Genomic DNA, 16,241 nt, shown 5'->3' with positions numbered 1-16,241 from the left:
GGTTGCCGCCGGCCCTTGCTGGCCCCGCCTATTCTCGACCCTGGTGTCGGGATCGGGCCCTTGTTACCGCTTTCCGGCGACCGGCGACCGGCGACCGGCGACCGGCGACCGGCGACCGGCGGGGCCGGTCCTGGCCGTGGTGGCGTCGGCGGTCCGGAAGGGAAGATCGATGACGGCATACCGGGTGCGGCGGCGCGCGAACCCCAGCGGTGGTCCGGCCCGGCGACTGGCCCGGCTGGTCCCGCACACCGACCCGGTCGCGGTCACCGGCATCGGCCTGTCGATCGCCCTCTCCGTCGCGCTCGACCTGACCGGCGCCGCCTCGGGGGTCGAGTCCCTGCTCGCCGGTCTGCTGGGCACCACCGTCTCGTTGCTGGTCGACTCGATGGCGCGGGCCGAACGCCGGTTCGAACTGCGCACCCTGGTCGCCGGCACGCCGTGGATGAACGAGGCGCTGGGGCCGATCGTGGCGGGGACCCGCGAGGCGATCGAGCACTATCCCGGGACGCCGGTCGCGGCCGAGGCGCGCAGCCGGTTCGACCGGTTCCGGATCGAGACCGAACACCTGCGTACGGGTCGGATCGTCCGATCCGGCGACGACTACCGCGACCTCGCCGGGGCGGTACGCGACTGTGTCACCCGGCTCGACGCGATGGCGAACGTGGCACCCCGGACCGGTGAGGCGAGTTGGTGGAGCACCGACTTCGGTCGTTACTACTGGACGCTCAACCTGGACGCGCTGGCCCGTGGGGTGCGGATCAGCCGGATCTTCGGCTACCACACGTACAGCGACGAACTGCGTGAGCTGGTCGAGACGCAGCGGCGGGCCGGAGTACGGGTCGGGCTGCTGCCGTACGGCACGGTCGACCGCAGCCTCGACCTGAACCTGGCGGTCTGGGACGGTACGAGCGCCTGGCAGGGCCGGACCGGCCCGCACGGCGAGATCAGCGAGAACGTCTTCTCGGTCAACCCCGACGACCTCGACCGGCTGGTGGCCGCCTTCCGGACCTGCGAGCGGGCCGCCACCTTCACCGACCCGCCGGTCGGCCGGGACTGAGATGCACCGACCGGCGCGCACTCCCGGGCGATCATGAGCTGGACGACGGTGCTGGTGGTGACGGCGGTGGTGTGGCTGGTCACCCTGATCCGTTCGGTACGGTGGCGGGCGTTTGTCTACAGCCTGCCGCTGCCGATGACCGTCGCGCTGGTCGGCTCCAACCATCCGGTCGACGGTACGCAACTGCTCGGCGTGGTCGGGCTGAACCTCTTCTTCCTCACCGTCACCGTCGGGTACCTCCGCCTCGGGCTGCCGATCCTGCTCGCCGACGCGCTCGGTCTCGGCGTCTACCTGGTGCTGAGCGCGGCGTTGCTGCGGATCGGGCCGCTGGCGTTCGGACCGACCCTGGTCGGCGTCCTGGGGCTCTGGTTGGTCGTGACGGTGTGGCTGCGGCGGCGGGCCGGACCGGCGCCACCGCGACCGTCCCGGCAGCCGTTGCCGGCGCCCCTGCGGCTGCTGGTCGTGCTGGCCGGGTCGACCGTGACGGTGCTGCTCGGCGAGCAGTTGCGGGGCATGGTGGTGACGTTTCCGTACTCGGGGGTGCTGGTCGCCATCGAGAGTCGACACGACCTGGCCGAGTTCAGCCGCCACTTCGCCGGCAACAGCCTGGGCCTGGTCGGTTTCCTCGCCGGCTACCACTGGCTGGCCGACGGTACGCAGACCCTGGCGCTCGCCGGTGCCTGGACCGGGTACGCGCTCACCGCCGTGCTGATCCGGCTGCCACGGTGGTGGCGACCGAGGCTGCTCCCCGAGCACTGACCGTCTTCGCCCCGAGCACTGACCGTCTTCGATCAGCGGGCCGCCGGCCCGGGACCGGTCGGGGGTGTGGTGCCGTGCGGTGCCGGGGTGGGACCGGTCGGTGGGGTGTCGCCGTGCGGTGGCGGGTGTGCCCGGAGCCAGCGCAGCACCACGGCACCGGCCAGGTAGCTGGCCACGGCGGCGCCGGGCAGGCCGAGCGCTTCGGGCGCGTCCTTCGCGGTGAGGCTGTTGTCGAGCAGTGCCGCCACCACGGCGGCGATGCCGGCACCGGTGACGGTCGCCCGGGGGATCGGCCGGGACAGCGCGCCGAGCGGTCCCCGTGGTCGCCCGTCCGGTCCGGTCCCCGGTCGGCCGCCCGGCGGCCCGGCCCGCAACCGGCGGGGGAGCAGGCGGGGCGGGCGCCCGCCCCGGGTCTCGATCGGACTGAACAGGGCCACCAGGACGGTCAGCACCAGGCCCAGCGCGACCAGCCAGGGCAGCCGCCAGAGCCACCAGGCGCCGCTGCCGACCGTCGGGGTGGGCAGCGCGTCCAGCGCGTGCAGCGCGCCGACCAGCAGCACCGCGGCGGTGATGTGCCAGAGGAAGACGGTCAGCACCACCACGTTCGCCGCCACCACCAGCAGCCACGGACGGGTCCGGCGCAGCCAGCGTTCCGCCGGGCCGCGCAGCAGCAGGATCAGACCGAGCTGCCAGGCGGCGTTGGCGAGCAGGGCGAGGCTGGGCGGGGACATGTTGTGCAGCCGCTCGCGCGGAATGTTGACCATGCTCACCGGGTACGGGCCGGCGAGCGTCAGGGCCAGCAGCGCGGCGAACCCGCCGAGCAGCAGGCCGACGCCGACCCGTGGCCCCATCGGCAGCCGGGTACGTCGCAGCCCCCGTCTGTTCCCGACCCCGGTACGGGTGTCCCGCCAGGCGTACCCGAGCTGGTGGACGGCGAGCCAGCCGAACAGGAAGCTGCCGCTGGCGGTCTCCTGTGGCCCGGTCAGCCGCCCCACGTCACCGGCAGCCACCAGCACCAGCAGCACCAGGGGCACGGCGAGGCCGTACTGCCGGTGCAGGGCGTACGTCGCCGGGGTCAGGGCCACCACGGCCAGGTAGGCGGCGAGGAACCAGAGCGGGATGGTGGCGAACCAGATCACCGGGCGTACCTGCTCGGCGTCCGCGCCGACCAGTTGCGCGGCGAGTGCGGCGACGGCCAGTACCAGGATCAGCGCGGTGGTGGGCCGCAGCAGTCGCGCGGTCCGGTCCAGCAACCAGTCGACCGCCCGCCCGCCGCGTCGGCGGTGGCTGCTCAGCGAGGCGGCGTTGGCGTACCCGCCGACCAGGAAGAAGATCGGCATGACCTGGAACAGCCAGGTCCCGGGCCGTCCGGCCGGGATGTCGACCAGGGCCGAGTGCCCGGTGAGCCGACCCGCCCGGTCGTAGTCGATCACGATGATCAGCCAGTGGCCGAGCACCACGGCGGCGATCGCCAGCGCGCGGAGCAGGTCGAGGTAGCGTTCCCGTTCGGCGGGCGTGTCCCGGGCGAGCTGCCCCAGCCGACGCCGCATGTGACCAGGTTAGGGCGGTTCGGCGGACCGGGTCGGCAAACCGCCCGATGCCGTCGGTCGGGTCGGGTGACCGTGACGCTGACCGGTAGTGATCAGTAGTGCCGCAGCCACCGGTGCAGTTCGACCGGGTCGGTGACCTCGGGCAGCGTACGGGCGGCGAGCCAGGCGGCGCCGACCGCACCGTCGCCCGCGATCAGCAGTGGTGCCTGCGGCCATTGTCGGGCCAGGCTCGTGGCCACCGCCCGGGTCAGCGGCCCCTCGCCGCCGATCGGAGCCGCGCCGATCGAGGCGGCGTCGGGCGAGGCGGCGTCGGGCGAGGCGGCGTCGGGCGAGGCGACGCCGGACGAGGCAGCGCCGATCGGAGCCGCGCCGGGCGGCGGCGGGCCCGGCGGGGCGGTCGGGGTCGGGGCGCTGAGCAGGCCGCCGCCGAGCACGATCGGCGTGCTGTCGCCGGCCGGTCGGACCCGGGTCACGCTCGCGACGAGCTGTTCGGCGGCCGAGTCGACCAGCGCGCGGGCGGCCGGGTCACCGTCGCGTGCGGCCCGGAAGACCAGCGGGGCGAGCCGGGCCAGCGCGACCGGCGGGCGTACGGTCGCGGCCCGGATCAGTTCGCCCACGAGCTGACGCGGTGGGCCGGTCAGTTCGGCCGAGCCGAGCAGTTCGGTGAGTACCAGCGCGCTGAGCGGACTCGGCCGGGCCCGTGCCGGATCGTGCTGAGCCTGCGCCGGATCGTGCTGAGCCTGCGCCGGATCGAGCTGAGCCTGCGCCGGATCGAGCTGAGCCTGCGCCGGATCGTGCTGGGCCTGCGCCGGATCGAGCTGGGCCCGTGGGGGATCGAGCGGGCCGGGGCGTACGCCGTCCGCCGGGGCCGGGTGCGCGTCGAGGGCGGCCAGGGTGTGCCGGACGGCTTCGCGACCGAGCCAGAATCCGGAGCCGGCGTCGCCGAGCAGCCAGCCGTGGCCGTCGGCGACCCGGTGCAGGCGGAGCTGTCGTACCTGGGCCGCGATCGCTCCGGTCCCGGCGATCAGGACGGTGCCGTCGGGCGTCGGCGTCGCGCAGGCGTAACCGACCAGGGCGTCGCCGTGTACGTCGTACCGGCAGCGCAGCCCCGCGTCGTGCCACGCCCGGTCGTACGCGGCGCGGGTGTTGGGGTCGTGGTGCCACCGGCCGGCGCCGGCCAGGCCGATGGCGCCGGCCCGGACCCGGGTGGGGTCCAGGTCCCCGAGTGCGGTGTGCAGTGCGGTCCGGACCCGTTCGGCGGCGGGCTCGGCACCGTGACTGGTCGGGTTGCCGCCGTCGGCGGTGCCGGCGCCGAGTTGTTCACCCGTTAACGAGACGACCACCGCCCGGGTCGAGCTGCCGCCCACGTCGAGCCCGATCACCAGGGGGTCGGGCGGTGGCGGCACGTTGCCTCCAGGTTGGTGGTCGCGGGTGCTGTTCATGCTGGTGGATTGAGGTGTAACGAACAAGTTTCCGGCTTGGGTACGGCTCTCGCGCGAGGTAACGGTTTGAAAACTTCACCCACAGCCTTGACATGGAGGGGGTGTTAGTAAGAACTTTTACCACTAACAGTTAACACTCCTTCCGGAAGGCGTTCACATGGTCGATCACGAGGTGGATACCGCCGCGCGGAGCGCGGTGGTCGACGCCGAGGCGTTCGACCGGCGACTAGCCGCCGGACTCTCTCCGAGCGACAGCGTCCTGGTACGCGTCCGCGCCCGGCTGCCGGAGTTCACCGGCGCCCTGCAACGCGTCGCCGAACAGGTGCTCGCCGACCCGGAGACCGCTGCCCGCTCCACCATCGTCGAACTCGCCGAACGCAGCGGCACCTCACCGGCCACGGTGACCCGGTTCTGCCGGGCGATGGGCTTCGAGGGCTACGCCGACCTGCGGCTGGGCATAGCGGCCGAGACCGGCCGGGCCCGCTCCGCCGGTTGGACCGTCGACATCGGCCGGGAGATCCAGCCGGGCGACCCGCTGGAGCGGGTGCTCGGACAGATCATGGCCGCCGACACCCGGGCCATGCACGACACCGCCACGCTGCTCGACCTGGCCGAGGTCGAGCGGGCCGCCGAGGCGGTCGCGGCGGCGTCCCGGGTGAACATCTTCGGCGCCAGCGGCAGCGCCCTGGTCGGTGCCGAGATGCAGTTCAGCCTGCACCGCATCGGGGTGGCCGCCTGGTCCTGGCACGACGTGCACGAGGGGCTGGCCAGCGCCGCACTGCTGCGCGAGGGCGACGTGGCGCTCGGCATCTCGCACACCGGCGAGACCCGGGAGACGATCGAGATGCTGGCCGAGGCGGGTAGCCACGGCGCCACCACGGTCGCGTTGACCAGCTTTCCCCGCTCGCCGCTGGCGGAGCTGGCCGACATCGTGCTGCTCACCGCCAGCCAGGCCACCACGTTCCGGCCGGACGCGCTCTCCGCGCGGCACCCGCAACTGGTCGTGCTGGACCTGCTCTACATCGCGGTCGCCCAGCGGACCCACGACGTCGCCCACGCGGCGTTCCAGCGGACCGCGCGGGCCGTCGGCGGGCACAAGGCCGCGAAGGAGGTACGGGGATGAGCGTCGCGCACCAGACCGGTCGGAGCGGGCACGTGGTCAGCATGCAGGGTTATGCCGAGGCGTTCCGGCCGCTGCTCGACCGGCTGCTGGACACCTCCGTCGACGGGGTGGGCCGGGCGGCCGACCTGGTCGCCGCCAGCCTGCGCGAGGGCGGGGTGCTCCAGACCTTCGGCGCCGGTCACTCCGAGGCGTTCGCCGCCGAACTGGTCGCCCGCGCCGGTGGGCTGGTCCCGACCAACAAGCTTTCCCTGTCCGACCTGGTGCTCTACGGCGATGCTCCGCCGGAGGTGCTGACCGACCCGAAGCTCGAACGTGATCCCACCATCGCCCACCAGCTCTACGCGCTCGCGGCGCCGCAGCCGCGCGACGTGTTCGTGGTGGCGTCCCAGTCCGGCATCAACGGCTCGATCGTGGAGCTGGCGAGGCTGGTGAAAGAACGCGGTCACGACCTGATCGCGGTCACCTCGGTCGAGCACACGGCTCGGGTCGCCCCACGGCACCCTTCCGGGCAACGGCTCGCCGACATTGCCGACGTCGTGCTGGACAATGGCGCGCCGTACGGTGACGCACTGCTGCCGTTGGACGGCGGCGGCGCGGTCTGCGCGGTCTCCTCGGTCACCACCGCGCTGCTGGCGCAGTTGTTGACCGCCGAGGTCGTGCGACGGTTCCACGTCGTGGGAGAGGTACCCCCAATTTACCGATCCGCGAACGTCCCCGGCGGGGACGAGCACAACACCGCCCTGGAGTCGCGGTACGCCGGTCGCATCCGGCGCACCGCCTGACCCCGACCTTTTGTGGCGACGACGAAACCAAACCGAGGAGACGAAGATGTCTGTAACCCCCGACAGCCCGTCGGATCTCACCCGGCGCACCGTTTTGCAGCGGGCGGCGGCGGCCGGCCTGCTCGCCGTACCGGCCGCGGGTCTGCTCAGCGCCTGCGCCACCAGCGGTGACAGCGAGACGCAGGAGCAGAGCGAGGGCACCAAGAGCGCCGAGAACCCGTTCGGTGTCAAGGAGGACGCCGCGCTCGAGGTGGTCATCTTCAACGGTGGCTACGGCGACAAGTACGCCACCGACGTGCACGAGCCGCTCTACAAGAAGAAGTTCCCGAAGGCGGAGGTGAAGCACGAGGCCAGCCAGGCCATCTCGACCGTGCTCCAGCCCCGCTTCGCCGCCGGCACCCCGCCGGAGTTCGTCAACAACTCGGGTGAGAAGTCGCTGGACTTCGGTGCCCTGGTCGCCGACGGCCAGCTTCAGGACCTGACCGAGCTCTGGGACGCGCCGTCGGTCGACGACGCGTCGAAGAAGGTCCGGGACACCGTGGTCCCCGGCACCATCGACGTCGGCTCGTTCAACGGCAAGCCGTACGTGCTGTACTACGTCTCCACCGTGTTCGGCCTCTGGTACTCCGGCAAGCTGTTCAAGGACAACGGTTGGGCTCCCGCCAAGACCTGGGAGGAGTTCACCGCACTGCTTGACAAGATCAAGGCCAAGGGCATCACCCCGTTCGGGTACGCGGGCGCGAACGCGCCGTACTACGTCTGGAACGTGATCCTCACCCACGCGGCCAAGATCGGCGGGCCCGAGGTGCTGAAGAACATCGACAACCTGGAGCCGGGCGCCTGGACCGCCGCACCGGTCAAGCAGGCCGCCGCCGCGTGGGCCGAGATCGGCGCCAAGTACATGGACAAGAGCTTCGAGGGGCTGAAGCACACCGACGTCCAGTTGCTGCAGAACCAGTACAAGGTCGGCTTCTACCCCAGCGGTGACTGGCTGGAGAACGAGCAGGCCAAGGACACCCCGCCCGGCTTCGAGTACCAGATGATGCCGATCCCGAGCCTGACCGCGTCGGACAAGCTGCCGGCCGGTACGGTCCGCGCCACGGCGGCCGAGGGTTACTTCGTCTCGGCCAAGAGCAAGAACCCGCGTGGGGCGATGGAGTACATGCGCCAGATGCTCTCGGTCGAGGGTGCCAAGGGCTTCACCAACGTGGTCAAGTCGGCTACGGTCGTCACCGCCGCGTCCTCCGGGTACGCGTTCCCGCCCGGTGTGGCCAGCTCGCAGGGCGCGCTCGCCGCCGCCGGTCAGAACGTGGTGAACCTGTTCTTCGACGGCTGGTACAAGGAACTCGACACCGAAGCCCGTACGGCGACGAACGAGCTGATGTTCGGCCGGATCAACGCCGACGCCTTCTGTGAGCGGATCCAGAAGAAGGCCGACGCGATCAAGGCCGACTCGTCCGTCACCAAGTTCAAGCGCTGATCGGAGCGTAGGTCATGCGGCACGGCAAGTATCCGTTCGTGATCGGCTTCCTGGCCGCTCCGGTGCTGTTGTACTCGGTCTTCGTGATCGCCCCGTACGCCCAGGCGTTCCAGATCTCGATGACCAACTGGAGGGGATTGTCCGCCCCGAAGTGGGTGGGCTTCGACAACTACCGACAGTTGTTCGATGACCACCGTTTCTGGCAGGCGATCCAGCATCACCTGGTACTGCTGCTCGCCCTGCCGCTGATCACCATCGCCATCGCGCTGTTCTTCTCGTTCATGCTCAACGTGGCGGGCAGGAGCAGCGGCGGCAAGCGGTCGGGGGTCTGGGGTTCGAAGTTCTACCGGGTGGTGTTCTTCTTTCCCCAGGTCCTCGCCGTGGCGATCATCGCGGTGCTGTTCCAGACGGTCTACCGGCCGAACGAGTCCGGTCTGATCAACGGCGTCCTGATGAAGTTCGGGCTGGACCCGATCCTGTTCCTGGTACGACCGAACCTCGCGCTCTGGTCGATCCTCGGGGTGCTGGTCTGGCAGGCGGTCGGCTTCTACGTGGTGCTCTTCTCCGCCGGCATCGCGTCGATCCCGGGTGAGATCTACGAGGCGGCCGAGATGGACGGTGCCAGCCGGATCACGCTCTTCTTCCGGGTGACCCTGCCGCTGCTCTGGGACACCCTCCAGGTCGCCTGGGTCTACCTGGGCATCGCCGCGTTCGACGCGTTCGCCGTCGTGGCGGTCCTCTCGGTCGACAACGGCGGTCCGGACGGTGCCACCACCGTCCTGGCGCTGGAGATCTACCGCAACGCCTTCACCTACTCGAAGTACGGGTACGCCTCGGCGATGGGTGTGGCGCTGTTCTTCCTGACCATCACGTTCGCAGTGTTCACGCTGCGGGTAACCAAGCGGGAAAGCGTCGAGTACTGATGGGTACACAGTTGACGACGACAAGGACCGGCCAGCCGGACGGTCCAGACCCTCGGCCGCTCCCGCCGGTGGAGCGACCGCGACGCGGCAAGCGCGGCCCCCGGGGCGAGGTGAGCCTGCTCAACGGGGTCGGCCACCTGGTGCTGCTCTTCTGGGCAGTGATCGTGGTGGTGCCGATCATCTGGGTCTTCCTGGCCTCGTTCAAGAACACCACGGAGATCTTCAGCAGCCCGTGGACCCTGCCGGCGGAACTGCGCTGGGAGAACTGGGGCCGGGCGTGGACCAAGGCGCGGGTCGGCCGCTACTTCCTGAACAGCGTCCTGGTGGTCAGCTTCAGCACCTTCCTCACCATGCTGCTCGGGTCGATGGCCGCGTACGTGCTGGCCCGGTACAGGTTCTGGGGCAACCGGTTCATCTACTACCTGTTCGTCTCCGGGTTGGCCTTCCCGGTCTTCCTGGCCCTGGTCCCGCTCTTCTTCGTGGTGCGCAACCTGGGCCTGCTCAACACGCACACCGGTCTGGTGCTGGTCTACACCGCGTACTCGCTGCCGTTCACCGTGTTCTTCCTGGTGGCGTTCTTCCGAACGCTGCCGAACTCGGTGGCCGAGGCGGCGATGATCGACGGTGCGTCGCACACCAGGCTGTTCTTCCAGGTCATGCTGCCGATGGCGAAGCCCGGCATGATCAGCGTGACGATCTTCAACATCATCGGTCAGTGGGCGCAGTACCAGCTACCCCTGGTCCTGCTCTCCAACGCCAAGGACAAGTGGGTGCTCACCCAGGGCATCGCCGACATCTCGGTCAACGCCGGGTACGAGGCGGACTGGTCCGGCCTCTTCGCGGCACTGACCATCGCCATCCTGCCGATGATCATCGTGTACGCGATCTTCCAACGTCAGATCCAGTCCGGCCTGACCGCCGGCGCCGGCAAGTGAGCGCACGGGAGATCCCGACGTACCGGTAGGTGACGCCGACCGGCGGGCGACCCCGCGCCGGTACGGTAATCCGCGTCGCACTGCCCGGCCCAACCGATCAACAATGTCGGAGGGGCCGGGCAGAATCGGCTTCGTGCTGGTGGCGGTGGTGCCCGAGGAGGGCGGCGGGGGCGAGTGGCGCCCGTTGCATGCCGACGGCAGCCCCGCCGGCCCGGCCGAACGGGTGCCGGACCTGGCCGAGGCGATGGCCGAGCGGGAGCGGCGGGAGCGACCACGCTGGGTCCTGCCCTCCACCGGGTCGAGTTACCCGTCGCTGCGCCGGGCCGGCGTGCGCCTCGACCGCTGTCACGACATCGAGCTGACCGAGGCGCTGCTGCTCGGTCACGCCGGCCGATGGGGTGAGCCGAGGTCGCTCGCCGCCGCCTGGGCCCGGCTGACCGGGGCGCGGGTGCCGCCCGATCCGACGCCGCGCGCCGCCGTCCCGCCCGGGAACAACCAGGCCGCCCTCTTCGAACCGGCCCCCGACACCCCGACCGTGGACCTGGCCGCGCTGGTCGGGGTCTACGCCGACCAGCTCACCCGGATCGCGGCGACGGCCGAGCCGGGGCGGTTCCGGCTACTGGTCGCGGCCGAGTCCGCCGGTGCGCTGATCGCGGTCGAGATGGGCGCGGACGGGCTGCCCTGGTCCGCCGACGTGCACGACGCACTCCTGGTGGACCTGCTCGGTGAGCCGTCCCCGGTGGGCGGGCCGCCGCGTCGGCTGGCCGATCTGGCGGCCCGGATCGCGCAGGCGTTCGGGGTCCGGCAACTGCACGCCGAGTCACCGGCCGAGGTGCTGCGCGCGTTCGCCCGAGCCGGCATCGAGCTGCCCAACACCCGGGCCTGGGTGCTGCGCGGGGTGGACCATCCGGCGGTTCCGCTGCTGCTGGAGTACAAGGAGCTGTACCGGATCTGGACCGCGCACGGCTGGGCCTGGCGGGACGCCTGGGTGCGTGGCGGACGGTTCCGCCCGGAGTACGTCCCGGCCGGTGTGGTCTCCGGCCGCTGGGCGACCCGGGGCGGGGGAGCGTTGCAGATTCCCAAGGTGGTGCGCCGGGCGGTCCGGGCGGACCCGGGGTGGCGGTTCGTGGTCGCCGACGCCGGTCAGTTGGAGCCCCGGGTGCTGGCCGCGGTCTCCGGCGACGCCCGGTTGGCCGCCGCCGGTGGTGCCGGTGACCTCTACGCGGCGCTCGCCCGGGACGCGTTCGACGGTGACCGGCCCCGGGCGAAGCTGGCCCTGCTCGGCGCCATGTACGGCCAGACCGGCGGCTCGGCGATCCCGGCGCTGGCGGTGCTGCGGCGCAGTTACCCGACCGCCTTCGGTTACGTGGAGGCGGCGGCCCGCACGGGTGAGGCGGGCGGGCTGGTCCGGTCGTGGTTGGGACGTACCTGCCCGCCGTCCTCGGTCGGGGTGGGTGAGGACGGCGAGCCGGTGGATGTCGAGACGCGTCCGGAGACCGACCCGTTCGGGCCGAGGGCGCGGGCCGCCGCCCGGTCCCGGGGCCGGTTCACCCGCAACTTCGTCATCCAGGCCACCGCCGCAGAGTGGGCGTTGACGCTGCTGGCCGTGCTGCGCGGGGAGCTCGCCGGCACGAGCGCGCAGCTCGTCTTCTTCCAGCACGACGAGGTGCTGGTGCACTGCCGGGAGGAGGAGGCGGCGCGGGTGGCGGAGGTGGTGCGGGCGGCCTCGGACCGGGCCGGGCGGCTGCTCTTCGGCGACAGCCCGGTCCGCTTCCCGGTCGACGTATCCGTGGTTGATTGCTACGCTGACGCGGAGTAACTCCGACTTTGCCCCTTTTGATGCCGATACCTGAGCGCGACCCGGTCGTTGGGACCGGTGTGCGTACGACGTAGGTCGACGCCGGGCGGAAGGTGACGCAGCTGAGTCGGATCGCAGGAATGATCATCGCCGCGGGCGGGGGGCGCCGGATCGGTGGCCCGGAGGCGTTGCTGCACCAGGGTGAGCGACCGCTGGTGAATCAGGTGCTCGACACCGTACGCGAAGCCGGGTGCGACCCGGTCGTGGTGGTCCTCGGGGCCGCCGCGGAACAGGTCAGGGCCGCGGCCGACCTCTCCGACGCCACCGTCGTGGTGAACCGGTCCTGGGGGACCGGGATGGGCTCCTCGATGCGGATGGGCCTGGACACGCTGAGCGCCCCGGACATCGAGGCGGTGGTGGTGGTGCCGGTGGACATGCCCGGCCTGACCAGCGCGGCGATCCGCCGGGTGACCGCGCTGCCGTACCCGGACGTGCTGGTCTGCGCCACCTACGCCGGGCTGCGCGGGTATCCGATGCTCTTCGGCCGGCGGCACTGGGCCGGTATCGCCACACTGGCCAACGCCGACGTCGGGGCGCGTCCCTACCTGCTCGCGCACAAACACCAGATCGTCGACATCGCGTGTGACGCGGTCGCCGACGGGAGCAGGGTGGACTCGCCGGAGCTGATGGCGCACTGGGGACTGACCGTGCAGGTGCCGGCCCAGCGGGTGGCGGTCTAGCGCGTACGGACGTCCACAGACGTCACGGAGCCGGTGCCCGGGATCGGGCGCCGGCTCCGGCGGGGTTGCGGCCCTGGTCAGATCTCGATGTTGAACCGGGACAGCACCGACGGTGCCACCAGTCCCACCGCCGCGAGCAGCGAGACCACCGTGAACGCGACCCGCAGCACCTTCGTCTCGACCTTGCCGCCGACCTCCACCGCGATCTTGTTCGGCAGGCCGATCATCCACCACATCCGGCGCTTGATCGGGATCGGCCAGAGGATCGGCACGCCCGCGCTGGTGATGAAGTCACCCATGATGTGCACGAAGCAGCCGACGCCCATCGCCAGGCCGAGCATCGGGTAACCACGGTCGCCGGGCAGGTGCAGGTAGGTGAAGTAGGCCGCCGCCGCCGACACCAGGGTCACGATCACCCAGCCGGCCTTCTTGGCCCACTCGTCGAACAGGCCGCGCAGGGCCAGCCCGATCATGAAGAACAGGATGCCGATGACCGCCCACTTGCCGTACGCGGTGCAGAGCGCGGTGGTGCCCCATCCGATCAGGATGGTGAAGGGCAGCGTGTGGGTGAGCGTACGGTGCCCGTTCTTGCGGTCGGGGTCCTTGCTCAACTTGGTCGCGTGGTAGACGCCGAGCGAGATCTTCTCCATCACCTCGGCGAAGAAGAGCGACACCACACCGAACGTACGCGCCACGGTCGCGCCGCCCTGGTTGCGGGTGACCTTGCCGGACATGTCCAGGTCGGGAAAGAGCGCCCCGCCGGCGCAGACCGCCGTACCGACGGCGATCGCCAGTGGCGACTGCTCGTAGCCGGCGAACTGGTACAACCCCCAGGAACCGGCGAGCCAGACCGCGGCACCGGACAGTGCATGGGACGGTCCCATCATTTTGCGTGTCCTCCCCAGGATCACCCCACGTAGCGCGATCACTCTGCCAAACGCCTCGCCGCTAGGCAATCACCGGGACCCTCCAATCGGGAACGGCGCGGTGACGGTGCCCACCCGGGCGGTTGTCCGGCGAGTCGCGGGCGCGCGGAGGATCAGCCGGCCGGGTGGAAACTGAGCCGGAGCATCGGCAGGTAGACCTGGTTGACCTGCCAGTCGAACTCGGGTGTCAGCCAGGCGATGGTGTACGCCCGGTCGGCCGAGGTGCGGAACAGCATCCGGAGGGTGTGCACCTGCCGTCCGGCGGCGTTGGTCCAGCGACACTCCCACTCGGCACCGCCCCGGTGGAAGTCGAGCGGTCCGATGTTCACCAGGCTGTAACCGGGCAGGGCGCCGCCCCGGGTGAGCCGGGCCTCCTCCGCCCGCCAGTACGCCTCGGCGTCCACCGTGGGCACCGTGGACGGGTCCACACTGAGCACCCGTGGGCCGTCCGGTTCCTGGAAGCAGACCACCCCACGCTCGGTGAAGACCCGCCAGCCGACGGGTGCGGCGATCCGGAACCCGCTCGGGTCGGTGTACCAGGTCCAGCCCGGCACCAACGCGTACCGCTCGCCGGCCGGTGGCGCTGCCTCGGCGACCCGGACCGCGCTCTCCGCGGGCGCGGAACAGGGAAAGGCCGGACCCGGGGCCGGCGCGGGGCTGGTGCCGCCGGTCACCCCGGCCGGGTTCGGAGCGGCCTGGGTCATGTCCCGCCACGCCTGCACGGTCAGCGCGGTGCCGAGCAGCGCGACCAGGACGAAGCCGACGCCGATCGCGGTTGTCACGCGCCAGCCCGGTCGTCGCCGGTCATCCGTCATCGCCAGGTCGGTGGCGCTGCCCCCGCCGTCCGTGGGCGCGTCGGTGGCGACCGGTCCGGACTGCTCGCGCGGGGCGGGCTCCACCGGGGTACGTGGCCGGGCCAGCGGGTTACGCGACGTCTTCGACCCGGTGTCGGTGATCCGGCGCAGCAGCCGTTCGACCTCCACCGCGCTGAGGCGCTGGCGCGGGTCGCGGCGGAGCAGGCCGCTGAGCACCGGGCGGAGCGGGCCGGCGCGTTGGGCCCGGTCCGGTGGTGCCACGGCCAGCGCGGTCAGGGTCGCCATCGCGGTCGACCGGGCGTAGGGCGAGCGTCCCTCGACGGCCGCGTAGAGGGTGGCACCGAGTGACCAGAGGTCGGCCTCGACGCTGGAGGTGCCGTCGGCGGCTCGTTCGGGGGCGACGTACTGGGGGGAGCCGAGCACGATGCCGGCCCGGGTCATCGCCCCGTCGCCACCGTCGACGGTGGCCAGTCCGAAGTCGGTGAGCACCACCCGGCCCTCGTCGGAGAGGAGCACGTTGTGCGGCTTGACGTCGCGGTGCAGCACCCCGGCCCGGTGCGCGGCCCGGAGCGCGGCCAGCACCTCGCGGCCGATCTCGGCGACCCGTACCGGTGGGAGTGGACCGTCGGTCTGGAGCACCTCCTGGACCGAGCGGGAGCGGACGTACTCCATCACGATCCACGGGGTGTCGCCGGTGTGGATGACGTCGTAGACGCGTACCACGTTCGGGTGGTTCAGCCGGGCGGCGGTACGCGCCTCGCGCAGGGTACGTTGGCGCAGGTCGTCGCGTTCGGACTCGGTCATCCAGTCCGGTGGCACGACCTCCTTGACCGCCACGTCGCGGTGCAGCATCTCGTCGCGGGCGAGCCAGACCCGGCCCATGCCGCCCCGGCCGACCGGTTGCAGCAGCCGGTACCGGCCGGCGATGACCACCTGCTGCACGTCATGATCCCCCATCCGCTACCCGCCGTAAACGATAGCTAGCGGATGGGTGGTTCGGCATCCTCCGGACCAGTGAACCGACCGGCCGTCAGGCGCCGTACGGGTCGTCTGTGTTCCACGTACGACCAGGTCAGGGGCGTCCCGCTCAGCAGGCGGTGCGGGGCGTCCCGCTCAGCAGGCGGCGCCGTCGAGGGCGAACAGGTTGCCCTCCGGCACCACCATCCGGGTACGGCTGCCGGTCGTGCCGTCGGCCGTCCCCGAGCCGCCCTCGCGTACGGCGTCGGCGTAGGTGGCGGCGGTCCGTGCGGCAATGGCCGACCAGCCGTAACGCTCGGTCACCATGCTCCGTGCCCTGCGGGCCACCCGCCGGGCGAAGACACCGTCGGCGAGCAGGGTGTCGACCGCTCCGGCCAGTGCCTCGGGATCGCTGTGCGGGAAGGTCACCCCGGTCACGCCGGGCTCGACGATCTCGGCCAGGCCGCCGGTGGCGGCGACCGCGAGCGGGGCCCCTGCTGCGGCGGCCTCGAGCGCGACCATGCCGAACGGCTCGTAGAGGCTGGGCACGACGGTGGCGTCGGTGGCGCCGAGCACCGCGGGGAGTTGGGTCTCGTCCATGAAGCCGACGAAGTTGACCGTCTGGTCCAGGCGCAGCCGGTCCGCCTCCCGTTGCAGTTCGCCCCGGTACGGTCCGTCGCCGGCGATCACCAGTCGCAGTCCGGGGTGGCGTTCGCGCAGCCGGGGCAGGCCGGCGATGAGGTGCTGGACGCCCTTCTCGTAGACCAGCCGGCCGGCGAACCCGATCAGCGGACCGTCCCCGGCGAAGGCGGCCCGGGCCGAGGCGACCGCCCGGGGCTTGGCGTGCCAGGCCCGGTCGTCGACTCCGTTGGGGACGACGTCGATGCGGTTGGTGGGGAGGTGGAAGAGGTTGTTGACCTGGTCGCGCATGTAGCCGGAGCAGGTGATGACGCG

The 16,241-nt window shown here is 71.6% G+C and carries 14 protein-coding genes; 9 read left to right on the top strand and 5 right to left on the bottom strand.

Annotated elements, in window-relative coordinates; translation table 11 throughout:
- Positions 1-169 precede the first annotated feature (169 nt).
- On the top strand, positions 170-1,057 hold the full coding sequence (locus ACI2K4_RS35645; RefSeq protein WP_404517561.1) for a hypothetical protein: 888 nt from the start codon (positions 170-172) through the stop codon (positions 1,055-1,057).
- 33 nt (positions 1,058-1,090) lie between these two features.
- Entirely contained in the window at positions 1,091-1,816 is a 726-nt protein-coding gene (locus tag ACI2K4_RS35640; protein WP_404517560.1) for a hypothetical protein, read from the top strand.
- A 32-nt stretch (positions 1,817-1,848) separates the two neighbouring features.
- Here ACI2K4_RS35640 and ACI2K4_RS35635 read toward each other — a convergent pair whose 3' ends face one another.
- Positions 1,849-3,366, bottom strand: coding sequence for an acyltransferase (locus tag ACI2K4_RS35635; protein ID WP_404517559.1), 1,518 nt, complete (start codon positions 3,364-3,366; stop codon positions 1,849-1,851).
- A 92-nt stretch (positions 3,367-3,458) separates the two neighbouring features.
- The gene (locus ACI2K4_RS35630; protein WP_404517558.1) at positions 3,459-4,808 is read right to left on the bottom strand and encodes a BadF/BadG/BcrA/BcrD ATPase family protein; all 1,350 of its coding nucleotides are present in this window, start codon (positions 4,806-4,808) and stop codon (positions 3,459-3,461) included.
- Between the two features lie 157 nt (positions 4,809-4,965).
- On the opposite strand from ACI2K4_RS35630, the gene ACI2K4_RS35625 reads away from it, so the two are divergent.
- From ACI2K4_RS35625 to ACI2K4_RS35595, 7 genes are all read left to right on the top strand, one after another.
- Complete coding sequence (locus ACI2K4_RS35625) at positions 4,966-5,931, top strand: MurR/RpiR family transcriptional regulator (RefSeq protein WP_404517557.1); 966 nt, start codon at positions 4,966-4,968, stop codon at positions 5,929-5,931.
- A gap of 32 nt (positions 5,932-5,963) precedes the next feature.
- Positions 5,964-6,713: a sugar isomerase domain-containing protein gene (locus ACI2K4_RS35620; protein ID WP_404517581.1), complete on the top strand. Its 750-nt coding sequence runs from the start codon at positions 5,964-5,966 to the stop codon at positions 6,711-6,713.
- Positions 6,714-6,759: 46 nt separating this feature from the next.
- On the top strand, positions 6,760-8,193 hold the full coding sequence (gene ngcE, locus ACI2K4_RS35615; RefSeq protein WP_404517556.1) for an N-acetylglucosamine/diacetylchitobiose ABC transporter substrate-binding protein: 1,434 nt from the start codon (positions 6,760-6,762) through the stop codon (positions 8,191-8,193).
- Between the two features lie 14 nt (positions 8,194-8,207).
- A complete protein-coding gene (locus ACI2K4_RS35610; protein ID WP_404517555.1) occupies positions 8,208-9,116 on the top strand; it encodes a carbohydrate ABC transporter permease in 909 nt (302 codons plus the stop codon).
- Positions 9,116-10,051 carry a carbohydrate ABC transporter permease gene (locus ACI2K4_RS35605; protein ID WP_404517554.1) on the top strand — a complete coding sequence of 312 codons (936 nt, stop codon included), beginning with the start codon at positions 9,116-9,118 and terminating at the stop codon, positions 10,049-10,051. Before ACI2K4_RS35610 ends, ACI2K4_RS35605 begins: the two co-directional genes overlap by 1 nt.
- Positions 10,052-10,154: 103 nt before the next feature.
- On the top strand, positions 10,155-11,870 hold the full coding sequence (locus ACI2K4_RS35600; protein WP_404517553.1) for a bifunctional 3'-5' exonuclease/DNA polymerase: 1,716 nt from the start codon (positions 10,155-10,157) through the stop codon (positions 11,868-11,870).
- 119 nt (positions 11,871-11,989) lie between these two features.
- On the top strand, positions 11,990-12,589 hold the full coding sequence (locus ACI2K4_RS35595) for an NTP transferase domain-containing protein (protein ID WP_404517552.1): 600 nt from the start codon (positions 11,990-11,992) through the stop codon (positions 12,587-12,589).
- A 77-nt stretch (positions 12,590-12,666) separates the two neighbouring features.
- Here the strand turns inward: ACI2K4_RS35595 and ACI2K4_RS35590 are convergent, their stop codons facing one another.
- The 3 genes from ACI2K4_RS35590 to ACI2K4_RS35580 all read right to left on the bottom strand — a co-directional run.
- The gene (locus ACI2K4_RS35590; protein WP_404517551.1) at positions 12,667-13,476 is read right to left on the bottom strand and encodes a metal-dependent hydrolase; all 810 of its coding nucleotides are present in this window, start codon (positions 13,474-13,476) and stop codon (positions 12,667-12,669) included.
- Between the two features lie 152 nt (positions 13,477-13,628).
- Positions 13,629-15,272 (bottom strand): serine/threonine-protein kinase, encoded by a 1,644-nt coding sequence (locus ACI2K4_RS35585; protein ID WP_404517550.1) that lies wholly within the window; start codon positions 15,270-15,272, stop codon positions 13,629-13,631.
- 171 nt (positions 15,273-15,443) lie between these two features.
- Positions 15,444-16,241, bottom strand: a 798-nt coding sequence (locus ACI2K4_RS35580) for a glycosyltransferase family 4 protein (protein WP_404517549.1), incomplete at its 5' end; no start/stop codon positions are given.

Origin of the sequence: Micromonospora sp. NPDC050397 (genome assembly GCF_044901685.1) — a bacterium.
Lineage (GTDB): Bacteria > Actinomycetota > Actinomycetes > Mycobacteriales > Micromonosporaceae > Micromonospora_G.
Note: the sequence above shows the minus strand (reverse complement) of the source record. Positions and strands in the feature narration are given on the sequence as shown.